The sequence below is a fragment of the Affinirhizobium helianthi genome, assembly GCF_042680945.1.
Lineage (GTDB): Bacteria > Pseudomonadota > Alphaproteobacteria > Rhizobiales > Rhizobiaceae > Neorhizobium > Neorhizobium helianthi.
The window spans coordinates 83,253-100,521 of sequence record NZ_JBHUEQ010000017.1 but is presented as its reverse complement, the minus strand read 5'-3'; the positions used below and the strand labels follow the sequence as shown (position 1 = coordinate 100,521).

Here is a 17,269-nt window from a genome sequence, read left to right as displayed (position 1 = left end):
GGTTCCGATGTCCGGTGCGCCCCTATCGCGCTTTACAATGTCGTATTTTGCGGTGTCGATCGCCTGCCTGCTGCTGGGCCTCACGGCCATGGCCACCGGCTTCGGATACCCGTCAGGCGGTATGGGAGCACCAGACACTCTCGTTGTTGTCCATCTCATAACGATCGGCTGGCTCGCGCTCCTGTTCTGCGGCGCGCTGCTTCAGTTCGTGCCGGTGCTCTCAGCCGCCACGCCGCGCCTCGGATGTCTGGCGGCACCTGCCTTGATCCTGCTGATCAGCGGACTGTCGGCCTTGCTCATTGGCTTTCTGGCGCTTGGCGGGCGCCTGGATGTTGATTTGTTGATCATGCCAGCGGGGGCCCTTTGCCTGGCCGCAGGTTTTGTCTGCCTGTCGCTGCCCTTTGCTTGGACCATTCTCTCGCAAAAGTCTGTGGATCATTCCGGCTGGATGGTGCTGATTGGGCTGATCTCGCTTCTTGTCACGATAACGCTCGGTGGATCCTTCACCGGTGTTCTCAGTGGCATGGCGGGCGTCGAGAGCGTGCCGGAATTGCTGACAGCGGGCGTTTCAGTTCACGCCCTGTCGGGGCTCTTGGGCTGGATGAGCATCACCGCCGCGGGTGTCAGCTACCGGCTGTTTTCCATGTTCTTGGTGGCGCCTGCGACCGGCCTTCGAACGCGCCCGATGCTGGCCAGTCTCATCACGGGTCTCTGTGTCCTGTGGTTTGGCCCACTCATCGAGAATTCCAGCCTTCCCGGGGCTGGATCATTGCAATGGGGTGCTCTCGCGCTTCTTGCTTGCGGTGTATGGGTCTTTTCCTCGGATATTGCAGGAATGGTGCGGGCGCGTCGTCGCAAGGCGCTGGAACTCAGCACACTCCTTGGCCTTGGCGCATTGGGATACCTGTCCCTCGGTTTTGCTCTTCTCGCATGGGCGGCAATGGTGCCCGATGCGCAGACCTTGCCTGCAGCGGCGATCTACGTGCTGGCGATGGGATGGCTTTCCGGCCTCGGCCTCTCCCAGCTCTATAAGATTGTGCCGTTTCTCACCTGGCTCGAAGCCTATGGTCCCGTGATGGGGCGTGCGCCTGTTCCGCGTGTCCAGGATCTGATCCGGGACCGTCGCGCCCGTATCTGGTTTCTCCTTTATCATGCGGGCGTCGTGGTGGGCCTGATTGCTCTCCTGGCTGATGCTCTCATCATGTTCCGCATCGCAGCCAGCCTGCAGCTTGTCGCTGTCTCCATGCTCGCCCTTGAATTCATTCATGCCCGGCGGCTGACTTACGTGCCGGAGGACATCAAGTTCCCGGTCGGCATGATCCGCCCATACCTTCTCTATGCTCACACACCCTAAGGCCATTCAGACCAGGCCAACAACATAAGGAATGAGCCCATGCCCCTGACCTACACGGAACTCGACGTTCGACCCCTGCTTGCGGCAGGGGTCGAACCCTTCATCGCCATTATGACCGCAGTCGATAAACTCGGGCCGACGGAAGGGCTTCGGCTGCTTGCACCGTTCAAGCCGCAACCACTGTTTACCGTCATGGAGCGGAAAGGCTATCTCCACGAGATCGTTGAACTGGCGGGGGGAGATTATGAAGTGCGTTTCTTCCCCAAGGATGCCGGAGTTCTGGCATCCGACAATGTCGATGATCTGGCCACCTGGCCCGAACCTGTCGTCGACCTGGATTTGACGGATCTCGATCCGCCGCAGCCGATGATGGAGATTCTGGAGACACTGGAAGCGCTGCCTGCTGGCAATGTGCTGTTTGCGGTCCTTGCGCGTGAGCCATTGTTGCTTTTCCCGGAGCTCGTCAGGCGGGGACATCAATGGGTTGGCAATCACGACAAGACCGGAAGCGCGTTCCGCATCATGATCCGGCGCGGTGAGGTGACGCAATGATTTCGTCTGCCCTCCTGTTCGACCGGGTTGCGCAGGCCCTTGCAGATGTCATCGATCCGGAACTCGGAATGAGCGTTGTTGATGTCGGCTTGATCTATTCAGCCGAGAGGATTGCGGACGATCAGATCCTGATCCGCATGACGACGACGACACGCGGCTGTCCGCTCTCCGGCTTTCTGGTTGATGCCGTCAGGGAGCGGGTCGTTTCGCTCGCACTCGCCCCCCGTATTGATGTGGAACTGACCTATGACCCGCCGTGGTCTCCGGACATGATGCGCGCATGAACGTGGTCGAGGCACGACGGGTTCGTGCCTCGACACCGGCAATTTGGCCCGCCGCGACCAAACCCGAAAGCGCCGGTCAAGATCCGGACGCGATCGCTTTGCGCCGTTTGCGCGTCAGCATGGGCGCATATTCCAAGAGATAAAGCGCGAAGGCCAGCATCCAGCAGATCCCCGCTATGGCCTGGATCAGGGTTGACTGGTCCGGCATTACCGATGTCAGCGGGCGGACAAAAGCGGAGACGATGATGGCCGCATATGAGAGGTTGGTCATGATCGATGCTTCAAGGTTGCGGCCCGTATGGCCGCGGGTCGCCCGGGTCATGACGGCCAGCATCATCGTCGCAACGGTGCCGATGGTGAGAACATGCATGGCCGCTTTTGCTTCCATGTGCCCCGCCGCAGAGACCGCAATCGCAACAAAGCCAAGTGGCACGAACAGGTAGGCGATGTGCAGGATCAGCACCAGAGGTTCGGCAAACGTCTTCCACCCGCGCCAGCGATAAAGCCGCACGGTCTGCAGGATGGCGACCACTGCGGCAGCGGCTGCGGTGACAGCTCCTTCCGGATGAAGAACCCAGGTCAGAAGAACGAGGGCCGACGCGATGATCGTGCCTGTGTCGAAGCCGTCGTACGAGGCGGGGAACCGCTTTGCGCCGGCCTTTACCAGCCAGTTGCGGGTAAAGCTCGGCAGGATGCGTCCTCCGATAATGATGACGAGCCCGATATAAGCCGCGATGGCGAGGCGTGGGCTGACATCGGGGGCACCTTCCATCGTGGTTTCTATGTGAAAGCAGATATTGGCAACCGACAGGACGACGAGCCCTGCCACCACCTTGAGGTCCTTCCACTTTCTCCCGGCGATGACCTCGCGCGCGCAAATCAACAGGAGCACGGGCAAGAAGAGGGAATCGAGCGCTACGGCGATGGTATTGCCTGTGACGTCCGGCATGAGCAGTGCTACGCGCCCGATCAGCCAGAGCGAAAAAAGCCCCAGCAGAGGGGCACCTGACACGGGCAGCCTTCCAGTCCAGTTCGGAACCGCCGTCAGCAGAAAGCCTGCCAGGACGGCACTGCCAAATCCGAACAGCATTTCATGCGCGTGCCATGCGGAAGCACCGTATCCTTGCGCAATGTCGAGTGTTCCCATCAGGGTCAGTATCCAGAGCAGCATTGCGCAGCACGCCCATACCGCTCCACCCAAAAAGAATGGCCTGAACCCATAAGAAAAAAGAACGGGTCCGGTGCTCGAAAGCCCTCGCGGTACACCACCTCGACCAGGTGGAGTGATTTGATTTGCATGTCCCATATTTTGTCTCCTTTTTTCAAGAGACAATAGGTTGGGTAAAGTCGCTCTATCTTTGCGCAATGACAAATCTGGAGCAAGTTTTACCTGACAATTGTTGTTCCAGAACAAAGATTGCTGCAACGACCGGGATTAGCTTCTGGATGAAAGGGACGAGAGACGTTCGTTCCTAACCAGGAGAGGTTCCATGAGCAGCCAGTTCGAAATAACCAGACGTTCTATTCTTGCCGGCGCCGCCTTCGCCGGAGCCATGGCTCCGCTTGTGGCCGCTTCAGCAACCGGCGCGGCCCCGCAGCCCAGCAATCTGCAGCCGCCGACAACCGATATTGTTGGCCTTGAACGCGTCAAGCTTCAACCAGTTGCGCCGCCCTTCGTGCACGCGCACACCCAGAAAGCTGTTGGCGGACCTAAGATCTATGAGGTTACGCTGACCATCGAAGAGAAGAAGATCATCCTGGATGACGCCGGCACGGAAGTGCATGCCATGACCTTTAACGGTTCTGTGCCTGGTCCGATGATCGTCGTTCACCAGGACGATTATGTCGAGATCACGCTGGACAATCCAGACACCAACGAACTGCAGCACAATATCGACTTCCACTCAGCCACCGGTGCGCTTGGTGGTGGCGCGCTGACCGTGGTCAACCCCGGTGAGAAAGCGGTGATGCGCTTCAAGGCCACCAAGGCCGGTGTTTTCGTCTATCACTGCGCCCCTCCCGGCATGGTGCCCTGGCACGTGACGTCAGGCATGAACGGCGCAATCCTGGTCTTGCCGCGCGACGGCCTCAAGGATCACAAGGGAAATGACCTCGTCTACGACCGGGTCTATTATGTCGGAGAACAGGATTTCTACGTGCCCCGTGATGCCGAAGGAAATTACAAGAAATACGACAGCCATGGCGACGCCTATGCCGATACGCTGGAGGTGATGAGGACCCTGACGCCCAGCCATATCGTCTTCAACGGTGCCGTCGGCGCTCTGACGGGTGCCAATGCGCTGAAAGCCAAGGTGGGCGAAAAGGTGCTCATCCTGCATTCGCAGGCCAACCGGGACACCCGTCCGCATCTGATCGGCGGACATGGCGACTATGTGTGGGCGACAGGCAAATTCGCCAACCCGCCGGAACTCGACCAGGAGACATGGTTCATTCCGGGCGGAGCCGCCGGTGCCGCCTTCTATACGTTCCATCAGCCGGGGATCTACGCCTACGTCAACCACAATCTGATCGAAGCATTCGAGAAGGGGGCCGCGGCGCATTTCAAGGTCGAAGGCGAGTGGAACAACGACCTTATGACGGCAATCCTCACTCCCAACAATCATTGATAACGCGTGCGTCCGCGCTTTCGCAGCGTGGACGCATTGCTCCCCGCTTTTTCATCACGGCGCAAACCCGATGTCTTTTCAGCGTGCAAAACACAAAGACGTGTCGCTTCTGTCCATCGGACTTCCCCTGGCCCTCTTTCTCGGTGGTGCCGTGACCATTGCTGGCCAACTGGGTTATTTCGAAATGACGAACAGGACGCCTGCCGGCGATCTCGTCGAGAGTGTCACGATTCCTGCGGGCAGCTTGACCTATCGCGCCGATGGTGAGTTCTACAAGAACGGCTTTGCTGTTGACGGACCCATGGTAGATGCTCGCCTGACGCGGGCGCTCACGGTGATGAAGTATCAGGTAAGCGAAGGCGAATACGGGCGTTGCGTACAGGATGGGCGCTGTGTCCCGATTGTTGCGGCACATGTCCACGGGGCGAATTTTCCCGCCACGGGTATCAGCTACGATGATGCAGTCAGCTATGCGCGCTGGCTGAGCGACAAGACGGGAGAGGTCTGGACGCTGCCGACGCACGAGCAGATGGCCTTTGCCGCTGGTGGCAAATTTCCCGACGATGCACTTGGCGTGGATCCCAATAGTCGCAATCCTGCCTTGCGATGGCTTGCCGATTACGAGCGGGAGACGCGCAGAAAGGCCGATGCGAATCCTGTTCCCAAGCGACGGGGGCACTTTGGCGAGAACGAGCATGGGCTGGCAGATTTTGCAGGTAACGTTTGGGAATGGACCTCGACGTGTCACAGACGGGTCGATCTGGCTGGACCAAGATGGAGCCAGGAGGCGACCGCGTGCGGGATCTATGTCACGGTCGGTCAGCACCGTGCGCCCATCAGTTCCTTCGTTCGTGACCCCAAATCCGGTGGATGTGCCGTTGGAACGCCGCCGTCGAATCTCGGTTTTCGGCTCGTGCGCGATGATCGCTGGTACGCTGGATTACTGAGCCGGCTGCGCGACAGGGGGATCATTCCCTGAGTGCTTGTTGACACTGGTCTTCCTGATAGAATAATCCCGTCGAATGGCGGGACAGGGCGGGGACTTGGCTTGAAGATAGATAAAAGCGTCGTCAAATCCTTCCCGATGTTTGAAAAGATGCCCGATGCCGACGTCGAGACGCTGCTCGGTCAGGCGGTTGCGAAACGTATCGGACCTGGCGAATCCTTTTTTGAACAGGGCGGCCCCGCGAGCCACTTTTTCATGCTTCTCAATGGCAGGCTCAAAGTCACGCAGGTGACGACCGATGGTCAACAGATCATCGTCCGCGTGGTTCATCCAGGCGATCTGTTTGGTTTTGCCAAAGCCTTGCGTCGCAGCGATTATCCGGGGTCGGCGCTTGCCGTCATCGAAAGCCTTGCCATCTGTTGGCCGACGGAATTATGGCCGCAGTTCATTGACCGCAGCCCACATCTCGCCGTTAGCGCGTTGAACACCATTGGACAACGCCTTGAGGAGGCCCATACGCGCATCCGCGAAATTTCGACCCAGGAGGTGGAGCGTCGTGTAGCGCATACCGTACTACGCTTGGCACAACAGGCAGGCAAGGCGGAAGCTCTAGGTGTCCGCATCGACTTTCCGATCACGCGCCAGGATATCGCTGAGATGACTGGCACGACACTTCATACCGTGTCCCGTATATTAAGTGCCTGGGAAGCCAAGGGGCTTGTGGAAGGCGGCAGACAGAAATTGCTCGTCCGCGACGTGGCCGGGCTTCAGACATTGGCTGACAGTCAGGATCGCTGAACCTGCTGATCGTCCAGTTGTTTGTTGCAAGGCAAAGAGCCTGGGGAGGGCTCTGGTATGGTCCTGACAAGGAAGCCGATCCGGCTTTAGTCAAGGAGCAAGGACATGAAAAACAAAATCCTCCCCGCAGTCACGGCAGCAATCATGGCAATGAGTTTTGGCGCGGCAGCATTGGCTGCTGATTTCGAAATCCACATGCTGAACAAGGGCAAGGACGGCGCAATGGTCTTTGAGCCCGCTTCCGTCAAGGTGGCGAAGGGAGATACGGTGACCTTCCTGCCGACCGACAAGAGCCACAATGCTGAAACTGTCGATGAACTGCTACCGACAGGTGCGCAGCCCTTCAAAGGGAAAATGAACGAAACCGTAAAGGTGACCTTCACGACTGCCGGCGCCTATGTCATCAAATGCGCCCCGCATTTCGGAATGGGCATGGCCGCTGTGGTCATTGTTGATGACAACCCCGCCAATCTTGCCGATGTGAAGGCGGCGAAATTGCCCAAGAAGGCCCGCGAGCGGGTTGATGCGCAACTGCAGGCGCTGGGTCTGTAACCAGCCTACGGCGCCCACCTGTTTCGTTGAAGTCCTTAAAGTCAAATTTGCGCAACGGGCGGCTGAGCTACACAAGGGGTGAGGTCGGCAGCCAGGGCTGGACCACTTAAATCGCTCAGCGATGTGCTCTGCAATTCGACCTGGACTTCATCGAGCAGTTGTGAAACCCGATGCGCAAGCTCAATCTTTCCGTCCGCTCCTTTCCTGGATGAACAGGGTGGTCTTCTGAAGATGGTCGAGCAGCTTGAAACGCTACAGAAGCCGATGGCCGCGCGGTTAAGGTGGCCATCGGGATCCTCATGGCGATGCCATTGCGCCTTGATCGTGTTGATGTCGTTCGACTTCCTTGTCGCGCTCATGCTCGAACAGTTTCTGAAGCTGTTGCTTGGGTATCATTTCCTTCGAGTTCAACTTCAATTCGGCCAGTCGCGTGTTGAGCTTCCGGCCAATGATCTCAGCCCTTCTATGGTCGGAACAACGAAGGCTGAGTGAAAGGCGGCTACCGGGACCGCAGTTGATGAGAGCGGCCGGGACGCGTGGCCGCCAATAGAAGATGTTTCCGCGGCGGATCAGATTCTCGACCTCGTGGCGCACGGCCATGGCAAATGCCCTGTCTTTGCCCCGAGGTTCGTCCATCGCGTAAATCTCGCGTGGGCATCACCTCTGGGCACCAGTTTTGGGCATCAGGTCGCCAATGATGCCAAAACACTATCCGGCACGACTGGAAAATCAAGGAATTAAGGCATTTTAGGGAGAATTGGCTGGGGAACCTGGATTCGAACCAAGATTAACGGAGTCAGAGTCCGCCGTTCTACCATTGAACTATTCCCCAATCTTCTGACTATGTCGTCAGACTGGAACGCAGCTGATTTAAGGGCATCTGGTTGAGCTATAAGCCGCAACCGCTTGCGTTGTGGGCGCCTTGTAACAGATTTCCGGGAGCGATCAAGAGCCGAATTGCAGTTTTTCACAGAGCTGGAGCATGGGCGCCAGAGCCTTGCCATGTGCTGCGCCAGGTGTGGGCGGTTCGCTCTTGGCCACTTTCGTTCGGGTGGGCGAGCTTTGCCAAGCTTTCTGAACAAGGGCATTGGCGAAACGGCTTGTGACTGTTATCCTATGTTCAACGAAACAATGAACGCCGCTGCGTGCTGAAAAGCTCTGGCGCGGCCAATGGATAAGACAGTGATGAACCCCGATAGCGGCGGCAAGCCGCCAGTAGGCGGGGCGTCGGCAGAAGGACGACCGGGCGGAAAATCCCGTCGGCGTCGCAGGGCGAAGCGGGGCGGCAAGCCGCCTGCCGCAACAGCCCCCGTGCGTGGCCTTGATGCTGCGATTTCCACGGATGCCGGACGACCCGGTTCCTCGGAGCAGTCCGCTCCGCGAAAGCGCAAGCGCCGCCGCGCGCGAGCAGGCCAGGCGGCAACACGGGCAGGCCATGCGGCGAATGGTGAGGCCAATCAGGCTGAAGCTGCCGCGCAGGCTGCTGCTTCGTCAGTACAAAATGGCGCTGCCGAACAAGTCGCGCCCGCCAAGGGTCCAGGCCGCCGGCGGGGCAGAGGCAAGAAGTCGCGTGAGGGGCGCAGTCTGCAGGGTCGGCCATTGACCGCTGGCCAGGGCGGCGCGAAACCGTCGGGCGCTTCAAAGGCCGGTTCGAGACACGGGCATGGGACTGCGGCAACGGCGAAAGCTGGACATGCGCGTCACGGCCATGCCCATGGCGAGCGGTCGAAACTGCCCGCAGTGCCGGATGTTCTGCTGGAGACGCGTCGGCGGCCCCATGCGGACGATCTTTATGCGGCCCTCGATCTTGGCACGAACAATTGCCGTCTCTTGATTGCCCAGCCAACCCGGCCGGGACAATTCCGTGTGGTCGATGCCTTTTCAAGGATCGTGCGTTTGGGGGAGGGGCTCGCAGCCACGGGCCGTCTGTCGGACGACGCGATGGATCGCGCGGTCGAGGCGCTGAAGGTGTGTGCCTCCAAGCTCGCTTCGCGCCAGATTCGCAAGATGCGATTGATCGCCACGGAAGCTTGCCGTGCCGCTGCCAATGGCGAGGTGTTTCTGGAACGGGTGACCCGCGAAACCGGGCTCACACTTGAGATCATCGACCGGGAAACCGAAGCCCGCCTTGCGGTGTCCGGCTGCTCTTCGCTGGTTGGGCGCGAGGCACGCTCGGTTGTCCTCTTCGATATCGGCGGCGGTTCCTCGGAAATCGCGGTTTTGCGCATTCAGGAAAACCGTTCCAGCCGTCTGGCCAACCACATCACCCATTGGACATCTCTGCCGGTTGGCGTGGTCACGCTGTCGGAGCGTCATGGCGGGCGCGATGTGACGCCGGCCATCTTTTCCGCCATGGTGGATGAGGTGGAGGCCATGCTGGCGGGTTTCGATTGCCCGGCCTTCGGATCCGCAGACGAACAGGATGCCGATCCGGAATTCTACCTGATTGGCACCTCCGGAACGGTGACGACGCTTGCTGGTGTCCATCTGGATCTGCCACGGTATGACCGGCGCAAGGTGGATGGCCTCTGGCTTTCCGATGCCGAAGTCAGCGAAATGCAGGCCAAGCTCCTCTCCTGGGATTTCCAGGGACGCGCCTCCAATCCATGCATTGGTCCGGATCGCGCCGATCTGGTTCTTGCAGGATGTGCCATTCTGGAGGCGATCCGAAGGCGCTGGCCGGCCAGGCGCATGCGGGTTGCCGATCGAGGGCTTCGCGAAGGGCTATTAACGGATATGATGGCGGATGACGGTGTGTGGCGACGCACGCGCGGACGCCGCCACGCGGAACAATCGGCACGCGGTGCCGCGGAGATGCATCGATGACCAAGACCCCCATCGGGCGCAAACTCGGCCAGAAGGTGAAGAAGGGCAAGCTCAAGGCTTCCTCGCGCCGTTGGCTGGAACGCCACATCAACGATCCTTATGTGCAGCGCGCGAAGCTGGAAGGCTATCGTGCGCGTGCTGCCTTCAAGCTGCTGGAAATTGATGAGAAGCATCAGATCCTGAAGGGTGCACGGCGCATCATCGATCTGGGTGCTGCGCCGGGCAGCTGGTCGCAGATTGCTGCCAAGGTAACCAATTCGACGGAAGAGGATATCCGCGTTGCGGCAATCGATTTTCTGGAAGTCGTGCCCATTCCCGGGGTCAAGATCCTGCAGATGGATTTTCTCGATCCGGAAGCGCCGGCAAAGCTGATCGAAGCGGTGGGCGGCACGCCTAATCTGGTTATTTCGGATATGGCGGCCCCCACCACGGGCCACCAAAAAACGGATCACCTGCGTACCATGCATTTGTGCGAAGTGGCTGCCTATTTCGCCGTCGAAGTTCTGGCAGAGGGCGGCCACTTTCTGGCCAAGACCTTCCAGGGCGGAACCGAGCGCGATCTTCTGAACATGCTGAAGCAGAATTTCCGGCAGGTTCTGCACATCAAGCCCGCTTCCTCACGTTCGGAATCGGTCGAGATGTTCCTTCTGGCCAAGGGCTTCAAGGGGCGTCGTGTCATGCAGGAAGAGGCTGCTGAAGAGCACGAGGAAACCCTCTGACATCATTCCCCTGGCGCTTCGGCGGCTTCCTTGGAGAAGCGTCTATGGCCGGAAACGGCAGCGCCGGTCTGGGGATGAAGTCTGATGATCGGCAGCAGTGAGCAGAGCGAGATGGCTGACACGATGAAGAAGGCCATGTGGAAATCTGCCAGCTGCAAATGTGTGCCGGAAAGAAAGGACGAGGTTTCCAGAACCAGGGCCGCAAAGGCAACGCCCAATGCCAGGCTGACCTGCTGCATCACCGAACTGATCGAGGTGGCCTGGCTTGCTTCCTCATCGCTGATTTCGGAATAGCCGAGAGCATTTGCCCCGGTGAAGAACAGCGAGCGCGCAAGGCCTGACGCAAAGAGGAAAAAGGTGATCACCAGAACCGGCGTTGTCGGGGTGAAGAAGCCGTTGATAGCGGTCATGGCGGAGCCGGCGACACTGGCGCTGAGCAGTGCCGTGCGGAAGCCGATGGCGGCAAAGGCACGTTTTGCCATGAATTTCACAGCCATGGCACCAGCTGCGCCTGCAAAGGTGGTGAGGCCTGATTGAAATGGCGTCATGCCGAAGCTCAATTGCAGCATCAGCGGCATGAGGAAGGGCACTGCACCCGTGGCAATGCGAAACAATGTGCCGGAGCTGACCGAGGCGCGGAAGGCGGTGTTGCGAAACAGGCCGAGCGTCAGGATCGGGTTCGGGTGACGCCTCGCATGCACCACGTAAAGCGCGCCGCAGATAAAGCCGAGCGTGGTTGCCCCAATGCCCACAAAGGATGGCAGCGCCGGAAGGCTGATGACCGAAAGCCCGAACACAATGCCCGATGCCGCAATGGCAGTGAGGAAAAAGCCGGTCACATCGAGGGGTGGCGCGCCCCGCGGCGGCAATTCGGGAAGGTGAAGCGTGGAAAGCCAGATGCCCAGCAAGCCAATGGGCACATTGATCAGGAAAATCCAGTGCCAGCTGAAATAGGTGGTGATGAAGCCGCCGATGGGCGGGCCGGTGAGCGGCCCCACAAGCGCTGGAATGGTCAGCAGCGACATGGCTGAAACCAGGTCCTTGCGTTGCGTGGTCCGTAACAGGACGAGGCGGCCGATCGGCGTCATCATGGCCCCGCCCATGCCCTGCAGGAAGCGGGCCAGCACGAAGGCCAGCACCGAGGAAGAGACCGCGCACAGGATCGAACCGATGACAAAGACGCCAATGGCCAGCCGGAAGATGTTTTTGGCGCCAAACTTGTCCGCCATCCAGCCGCTGACGGGAATGAAAACCGCAAGTGAAACCATGTAGGAGGTCAGCGCCAGCTTCAGTGTAATCGGACTGACACCGAGATCCACGGCTATGGCGGGAAGTGCGGTGGAAATGACGGTGGAATCCATATGCTCCATGAAGAGAGCAACGGCGAGGATCAGCGGTATGATACGATTCATTGCGGCACGGCTTGCAAATTGCGTCGGGTAGGGCCCATTCCTACGCCTGCTTGCAATGTCTGACCAGTGAATTCCCGGTATGGGATTGAAAGCACCTGTCAGCCATAGTTCCAGTGATACCCCTCACGTCTGCGTGAAGGGTGTTTTCAGGCGATGTTGGGTGATTATGTTCTGTAGCGCCTGAACAGGCCACCGAAAACGGGGGGCGCTCGCAAACGGAGGCCCGCAACTGGAGGATGAAATGGCAAGGATCGAAATGGGACGGCGCGTGTTGCTGGGCAGCGCGGGCATCGGTGTGCTGGCGGCTCCGGCAATTCTCTCAGGCCGCGCTTTTGCACAAACAGCAACGCAGCAACCCGCAACGGATAGCAGCATGACAACACAACTGCCACCCGACACGCACAGCTTCAAGCTGGGTGAATTCAAGGTCTTCGTCATCAAGGACGGTGCTCGCGTATCCGGCAAGCCGAATGAAACCTTCGGCACCAACCAAAGCGCGGAAACGGTTGGCGACCTGCTGGAGAAGAACTTTCTGCCCAGAGATCAGTTCGTCAATTCCTTCTCGCCTGTCCTCATCGATACCGGCAGCGAAGTGGTGCTGTTCGATACCGGCATGGGCAAGGCAGGGCGTGCGCAAGGAGCCGGTCGTCTTCTGGAAGGGCTTAGCGCTGTCGGCTATCGCCCGGAAGACGTGACGATCGTTGTTCTGACGCACATGCATGGCGACCACATCGGTGGTCTCATGGAAGACGGCAAGCCCGCCTTCGCCAATGCAAAATACATCGTGGGCCAGACGGAATATGATTTCTGGACGGCGGATGCGCGCGTCGGCACGCCTGCCGAAAACGGGCAAAAGGCAGTGCTGGCCAATGTGAAGCCGCTCGCCGAAAAAACCACCTTCGTCGGCGACAATGCCTCCGTGACCTCCGGCATCACGGGCATGAATGCCTTTGGGCACTCACCGGGCCATATGATCTACGCTGTCGAATCGGCGGGGCGGCGTCTCATCCTGACGGCCGACACGGCCAATCACTTTGTGCTGTCGCTGCAAAGGCCCGAATGGGAAGTGCGCTTCGACATGGACAAGGCTGCCGCTGCCGCCACGCGCAAGAAGGTGTTTGACATGATCGCGACGGACAAGATCGCCTTCCTTGGCTATCACATGCCTTTCCCGGCGGTTGGCTTCATTGAAAAGCAGGAGACCGGCTACCGGTTTGTGCCGAAGAGTTACCAGTTCGATCTCTGAGCGCATGGTGCGATATCGCTCAATCTTGAAGCCCGGGTTTTACCGCCCGGGCTTTTTGCTATTTCCTTCCCGTCATAACCGTGTTACCAGCCCTCGCCAACTTCCCATTCCTGAAGAACGCTTCCGGTCATCCTCCTGCCGGGACGGGCTTCCTTTTATCGAAGGAAATTGGCCATGGCTCGAATCATTGAATCCGCAACCGGCGCAGATGCGCTGACCTTTGACGACGTGCTGTTACAGCCGGGTCATTCTGAAGTCATGCCGGGACAGACGAACATCTCCACCCGCATCGCGCAGGATATCGAGCTTAACCTCCCGATTCTGTCGTCCGCCATGGATACGGTCACCGAAAGCCGCCTGGCCATTGCCATGGCGCAGGCTGGTGGTCTGGGTGTCATCCACCGCAACCTCACGCCTGTGGAACAGGCCGAGGAAGTTCGCCAGGTCAAGAAGTTTGAAAGCGGCATGGTGGTCAATCCGGTCACAATCGGCCCGGATGCCAGCCTTGCGGAAGCCCTCTCCTTGATGAAGGCGCACGGCATTTCCGGTATTCCGGTGGTTGAAAACGGCGCCAGTGGCGGTCAGAAAACGGGCCGTCTGGTCGGTATTCTCACCAATCGCGATGTGCGCTTTGCGTCCGATCCGACGCAAAAGATCTATGAGCTGATGACGCGCGAAAACCTGATCACGGTGAAGGAAAGCGTCGATCAGAGCGAGGCCAAGCGCCTTCTGCACAAGCACCGTATCGAAAAGCTGCTGGTGGTTGATTCGCAGGGCCATTGCGTTGGCCTCATCACCGTCAAGGATATCGAGAAGTCGCAGCTGAACCCGAATGCATCCAAGGATGCGCAGGGCCGCCTGCGTGCCGCTGCGGCGATCAGCGTCGGCGATGACGGTTTCGAACGTGCCGAGCGTCTGATCGATGCCGGTGTGGACCTGCTGGTGGTGGATACGGCGCATGGCCATTCGCAGCGCGTTCTGGATTCGGTCGCCCGCGTGAAGAAACTGTCCAAATCCGTGCGTGTCATGGCCGGTAACGTGGCCACGGCAGATGGCACGCGTGCTCTCATCGATGCCGGTGCCGATGCGGTCAAGGTCGGCATTGGCCCCGGCTCCATCTGCACCACGCGCATCGTTGCAGGCGTTGGCGTTCCCCAGCTTGCGGCAATCATGGCAGCTGTGGAAGCGGCAGAGGCGCAGGGCATTCCGGTTATCGCCGATGGCGGCATCAAGTTCTCTGGCGATCTGGCCAAGGCCATTGCCGCGGGCGCTTCAGCCTGCATGGTCGGCTCTCTGCTGGCCGGTACCGATGAAAGCCCGGGCGAAGTTTATCTCTACCAGGGCCGTTCCTTCAAAGCCTATCGCGGCATGGGCTCCGTCGGCGCCATGGCCCGCGGCTCCGCCGATCGCTACTTCCAGGCGGAAGTGCGCGATACGCTGAAGCTTGTTCCGGAAGGCATCGAAGGTCAGGTTCCCTACAAGGGGCCGGTTTCCGGCGTCCTGCACCAGCTTGCAGGCGGTCTCAAGGCTGCCATGGGCTATGTGGGTGGCGCGACCATCAAGGACTTCCAGGAGCGCGCGACCTTCGTACGCATTTCCGGTGCCGGCCTGCGCGAAAGCCATGCACATGACGTGACAATCACCCGCGAGAGCCCGAACTATCCGGGCGGCGCTGGCTGAGTCTTTTTCAATCGCCGTTGTGGCTGGCACAGTTGCCAGCCACACCATCCCCGTTATCCTGCGTCTGCCGACGAGGGGTCGGAAAACCAGACGGGGATTTTCATGAAGATATGGATGGCATGCGGGCTTCTGGTTGCGGGGCTTGCGCTTCCGGCCCAGGCGCAAACGGTGAAGGCTGGCACCTATGATGTCGCCGGAACCAACCTTGACGGCAGCAAATACGAGGGTACAGCCCGTATCAAGCTGACCAGCGAAACGACCTGTTCAATCGAGTGGAAAACAGGCGATACCTCTTCCAGCGGCATCTGCATGCTTTATGACAATGCCTTTGCTGCCTCCTACATCCTTGGCCAGAGTATTGGCCTCGTCATTTATGAGGTAAAGGGTGATGACCTCCTGGAAGGTATATGGACCATATCCGGTGAGGATGGTTCCGGCACAGAGATGCTTCGTTTGCGCAAATGAGCGCAGCGGTTTTGCGGTTAGACAATGCGGTAGAACAAAGACTTGAAGCGTATGTGGCGAAGCTGAAAAATCGCGATACGATTTGGAAAAGGCAGGCTTGAATGATTACCGATCAATCGATGATTTGGCCCATGTTCGCGCATGTGGTTCTGGTCTTCGTGCTTTATGTACTTTTGTCGCGCCGGCGCGTTGCAGCTGTGAAGGCGGGCCGGGCCACGGTTTCGCAGTTTCGCCAGAACCTGACGGAGCCGGAAGACAGTCTCTTCGTGCACAACAACCTGAAGAACCAGTTCGAACTGCCGATCTTCTTCCATGTCGGCTGCATCGCAATCTACATTGTCAATGCAGACAATATCGGCACGGTCATCCTGGCTTGGCTGTTCGTGGCCTCCCGCTACCTTCACAGCTATATCCACGTCACCACCAACCGCATTGGACATCGCAGGCCGCTTTTCATTTTCGGATTCGCGGCTTTGGCGCTGATGTGGATCTGGCTGGCAATCTGGATGGTGCTGACCTGAGCGAGTTTCTCGATCTTGCGGTAAATCAATAAGCTGAGCCTCATTCTCCTTTACAAATGGACTGGGCGAAAACGTCCAGTCCTTTCGTTCGAGATGGAGAGAATGATGGCTGAAACAATGAAAGCCGCTGTGGTCCGTGCCTTCGGGCAACCTCTTGTCATAGAAGAGGTCAAAGTACCTGAGCCCGGCCCGGGGCAAATTCTGGTGCAATATCTGGCGACGGGCGTTTGCCATACCGATCTCCATGCCGCCAACGGCGACTGGCCGGTCAAGCCGAACTCGCCTTTCATTCCAGGCCACGAAGGGGTTGGCTATGTCGCCAAGCTCGGTGCCGGCGTCAGGCACCTCAAGGAAGGCGATCGTGTCGGCGTGCCATGGCTGCACACCGCCTGCGGCTGCTGCACACCCTGCCGGACTGGCTGGGAAACGCTCTGCCCCTCACAACAGAACACCGGCTATTCCGTCAATGGCACGTTCGCACAATATGGCCTTGCCGACCCGGACTTTTGCGGACGTCTGCCGGATAATCTCGATTTCGGCCCCGCAGCGCCCATCCTGTGCGCAGGCGTCACCGTCTATAAGGGGTTGAAGGAAACGGAAGTGCGCCCGGGCGAATGGGTGGTCATCTCCGGTGTGGGCGGCCTCGGTCATCTTGCCGTTCAATATGCCAAGGCCATGGGCATGCATGTAGTCGCTGCCGATATCTTCGATGAGAAACTGGACCTGGCCAAAAAACTCGGGGCTGATCTCACCGTCAATGGCCGCGCGCCCGATGCAGTCGAACAGGTGCAAAAGGCAACGGGTGGCGTCCACGGGGCGCTGGTAACGGCGGTTTCACCCAAGGCCATGGAACAGGCCTATGGCTTCCTGCGCTCCAAGGGCACCATGTCGCTGGTCGGCCTGCCGCCCGGTTTCATTTCGCTGCCCGTCTTCGATACGGTGTTGAAGCGCATCACGGTGCGCGGTTCCATCGTCGGCACACGGCAGGATCTGGAGGAAAGCCTCGTTTTTGCCGGTGAAGGCAAGGTGGCCTCGCATTTTTCCTGGGATCGTCTGGAGAACATCAACGACATCTTCCACCGCATGGAAGAAGGGAAGATCGATGGGCGAATCGTTCTCGATCTGACGCTGTAGGTGCAGGCAAGCCTTGTATGCGCTAAGTCTAAAATATGAATATATCCGCGATCTGCGCGGATATTGACTGGAAATATCCAGAATAAAAGCAGTGAAGCCGGAATATGCGAAAAGTTATTATAAAAATTTAAATGATTACTTGGCAGAAGTTGT

At 58.9% G+C, this 17,269-nt stretch carries 17 protein-coding genes and 1 tRNA gene; 14 read left to right on the top strand and 4 right to left on the bottom strand.

The features are described from left to right. The first annotated feature begins 7 nt into the window (after positions 1-7). From ACFSE1_RS10550 to ACFSE1_RS10540, 3 genes are read left to right on the top strand one after another with little or no spacing between them, the layout of a single operon-like run. Complete coding sequence (locus ACFSE1_RS10550; protein ID WP_377400482.1) at positions 8-1,354, top strand: hypothetical protein; 1,347 nt, start codon at positions 8-10, stop codon at positions 1,352-1,354. A gap of 39 nt (positions 1,355-1,393) precedes the next feature. Further along, positions 1,394-1,906 (top strand): DUF2249 domain-containing protein, encoded by a 513-nt coding sequence (locus ACFSE1_RS10545; RefSeq protein WP_377400479.1) that lies wholly within the window; start codon positions 1,394-1,396, stop codon positions 1,904-1,906. Beyond that, the gene (locus tag ACFSE1_RS10540) at positions 1,903-2,190 is read left to right on the top strand and encodes a metal-sulfur cluster assembly factor (protein WP_377400476.1); all 288 of its coding nucleotides are present in this window, start codon (positions 1,903-1,905) and stop codon (positions 2,188-2,190) included. Before ACFSE1_RS10545 ends, ACFSE1_RS10540 begins: the two co-directional genes overlap by 4 nt. A 76-nt stretch (positions 2,191-2,266) precedes the next feature. Here the strand turns inward: ACFSE1_RS10540 and ACFSE1_RS10535 are convergent, their stop codons facing one another. Then, complete coding sequence (locus tag ACFSE1_RS10535; RefSeq protein WP_377400807.1) at positions 2,267-3,496, bottom strand: NnrS family protein; 1,230 nt, start codon at positions 3,494-3,496, stop codon at positions 2,267-2,269. 184 nt (positions 3,497-3,680) lie between these two features. Here ACFSE1_RS10535 and nirK point away from each other — a divergent pair, with 184 nt between their 5' ends. The 4 genes from nirK to ACFSE1_RS10515 all read left to right on the top strand — a co-directional run bounded on the left by nirK (position 3,681) and on the right by ACFSE1_RS10515 (position 7,113). Beyond that, positions 3,681-4,817: a copper-containing nitrite reductase gene (gene nirK / locus ACFSE1_RS10530; RefSeq protein ID WP_377400473.1), complete on the top strand. Its 1,137-nt coding sequence runs from the start codon at positions 3,681-3,683 to the stop codon at positions 4,815-4,817. Between the two features lie 70 nt (positions 4,818-4,887). Further along, positions 4,888-5,796, top strand: a complete 909-nt coding sequence (locus ACFSE1_RS10525) for an SUMF1/EgtB/PvdO family nonheme iron enzyme (RefSeq protein WP_377400470.1) — start codon at positions 4,888-4,890, stop codon at positions 5,794-5,796. 69 nt (positions 5,797-5,865) lie between these two features. Further along, positions 5,866-6,561 carry a Crp/Fnr family transcriptional regulator gene (locus ACFSE1_RS10520; protein WP_377400467.1) on the top strand — a complete coding sequence of 232 codons (696 nt, stop codon included), beginning with the start codon at positions 5,866-5,868 and terminating at the stop codon, positions 6,559-6,561. Between the two features lie 105 nt (positions 6,562-6,666). Then, entirely contained in the window at positions 6,667-7,113 is a 447-nt protein-coding gene (locus ACFSE1_RS10515; protein WP_377400464.1) for a pseudoazurin, read from the top strand. Positions 7,114-7,410: 297 nt separating this feature from the next. On the opposite strand, the gene ACFSE1_RS10510 is transcribed toward ACFSE1_RS10515, so the two are convergent. Together ACFSE1_RS10510 and ACFSE1_RS10505 are read right to left on the bottom strand one after the other, a co-directional pair. Beyond that, a complete protein-coding gene (locus tag ACFSE1_RS10510; RefSeq protein WP_377400461.1) occupies positions 7,411-7,749 on the bottom strand; it encodes a DUF6538 domain-containing protein in 339 nt (112 codons plus the stop codon). 122 nt (positions 7,750-7,871) lie between these two features. Next, positions 7,872-7,945: transfer RNA gene (locus ACFSE1_RS10505), tRNA-Gln, on the bottom strand. A gap of 350 nt (positions 7,946-8,295) precedes the next feature. Here ACFSE1_RS10505 and ACFSE1_RS10500 point away from each other — a divergent pair. Both ACFSE1_RS10500 and ACFSE1_RS10495 read left to right on the top strand, forming a co-directional pair. Continuing rightward, positions 8,296-9,939 carry a Ppx/GppA phosphatase family protein gene (locus ACFSE1_RS10500; RefSeq protein ID WP_377400804.1) on the top strand — a complete coding sequence of 548 codons (1,644 nt, stop codon included), beginning with the start codon at positions 8,296-8,298 and terminating at the stop codon, positions 9,937-9,939. Further along, positions 9,936-10,658: an RlmE family RNA methyltransferase gene (locus ACFSE1_RS10495; RefSeq protein ID WP_377400458.1), complete on the top strand. Its 723-nt coding sequence runs from the start codon at positions 9,936-9,938 to the stop codon at positions 10,656-10,658. Before ACFSE1_RS10500 ends, ACFSE1_RS10495 begins: the two co-directional genes overlap by 4 nt. A 2-nt stretch (positions 10,659-10,660) precedes the next feature. Here the strand turns inward: ACFSE1_RS10495 and ACFSE1_RS10490 are convergent, their stop codons facing one another. Continuing rightward, entirely contained in the window at positions 10,661-12,070 is a 1,410-nt protein-coding gene (locus tag ACFSE1_RS10490; protein WP_377400455.1) for an MFS transporter, read from the bottom strand. A 241-nt stretch (positions 12,071-12,311) separates the two neighbouring features. Here ACFSE1_RS10490 and ACFSE1_RS10485 point away from each other — a divergent pair, with 241 nt between their 5' ends. The 5 genes from ACFSE1_RS10485 to adhP all read left to right on the top strand — a co-directional run bounded on the left by ACFSE1_RS10485 (position 12,312) and on the right by adhP (position 17,116). Then, a complete protein-coding gene (locus ACFSE1_RS10485) occupies positions 12,312-13,316 on the top strand; it encodes an MBL fold metallo-hydrolase (protein WP_377400452.1) in 1,005 nt (334 codons plus the stop codon). A 174-nt stretch (positions 13,317-13,490) separates the two neighbouring features. Next, positions 13,491-14,996, top strand: a complete 1,506-nt coding sequence (gene guaB / locus ACFSE1_RS10480; protein WP_377400449.1) for an IMP dehydrogenase — start codon at positions 13,491-13,493, stop codon at positions 14,994-14,996. A 102-nt stretch (positions 14,997-15,098) separates the two neighbouring features. Beyond that, the gene (locus tag ACFSE1_RS10475; protein ID WP_377400446.1) at positions 15,099-15,461 is read left to right on the top strand and encodes a hypothetical protein; all 363 of its coding nucleotides are present in this window, start codon (positions 15,099-15,101) and stop codon (positions 15,459-15,461) included. Between the two features lie 104 nt (positions 15,462-15,565). Continuing rightward, a complete protein-coding gene (locus ACFSE1_RS10470; protein WP_377400801.1) occupies positions 15,566-15,982 on the top strand; it encodes an MAPEG family protein in 417 nt (138 codons plus the stop codon). Between the two features lie 105 nt (positions 15,983-16,087). Continuing rightward, entirely contained in the window at positions 16,088-17,116 is a 1,029-nt protein-coding gene (adhP, locus tag ACFSE1_RS10465) for an alcohol dehydrogenase AdhP (protein WP_377400443.1), read from the top strand. Positions 17,117-17,269: the final 153 nt, after the last annotated feature.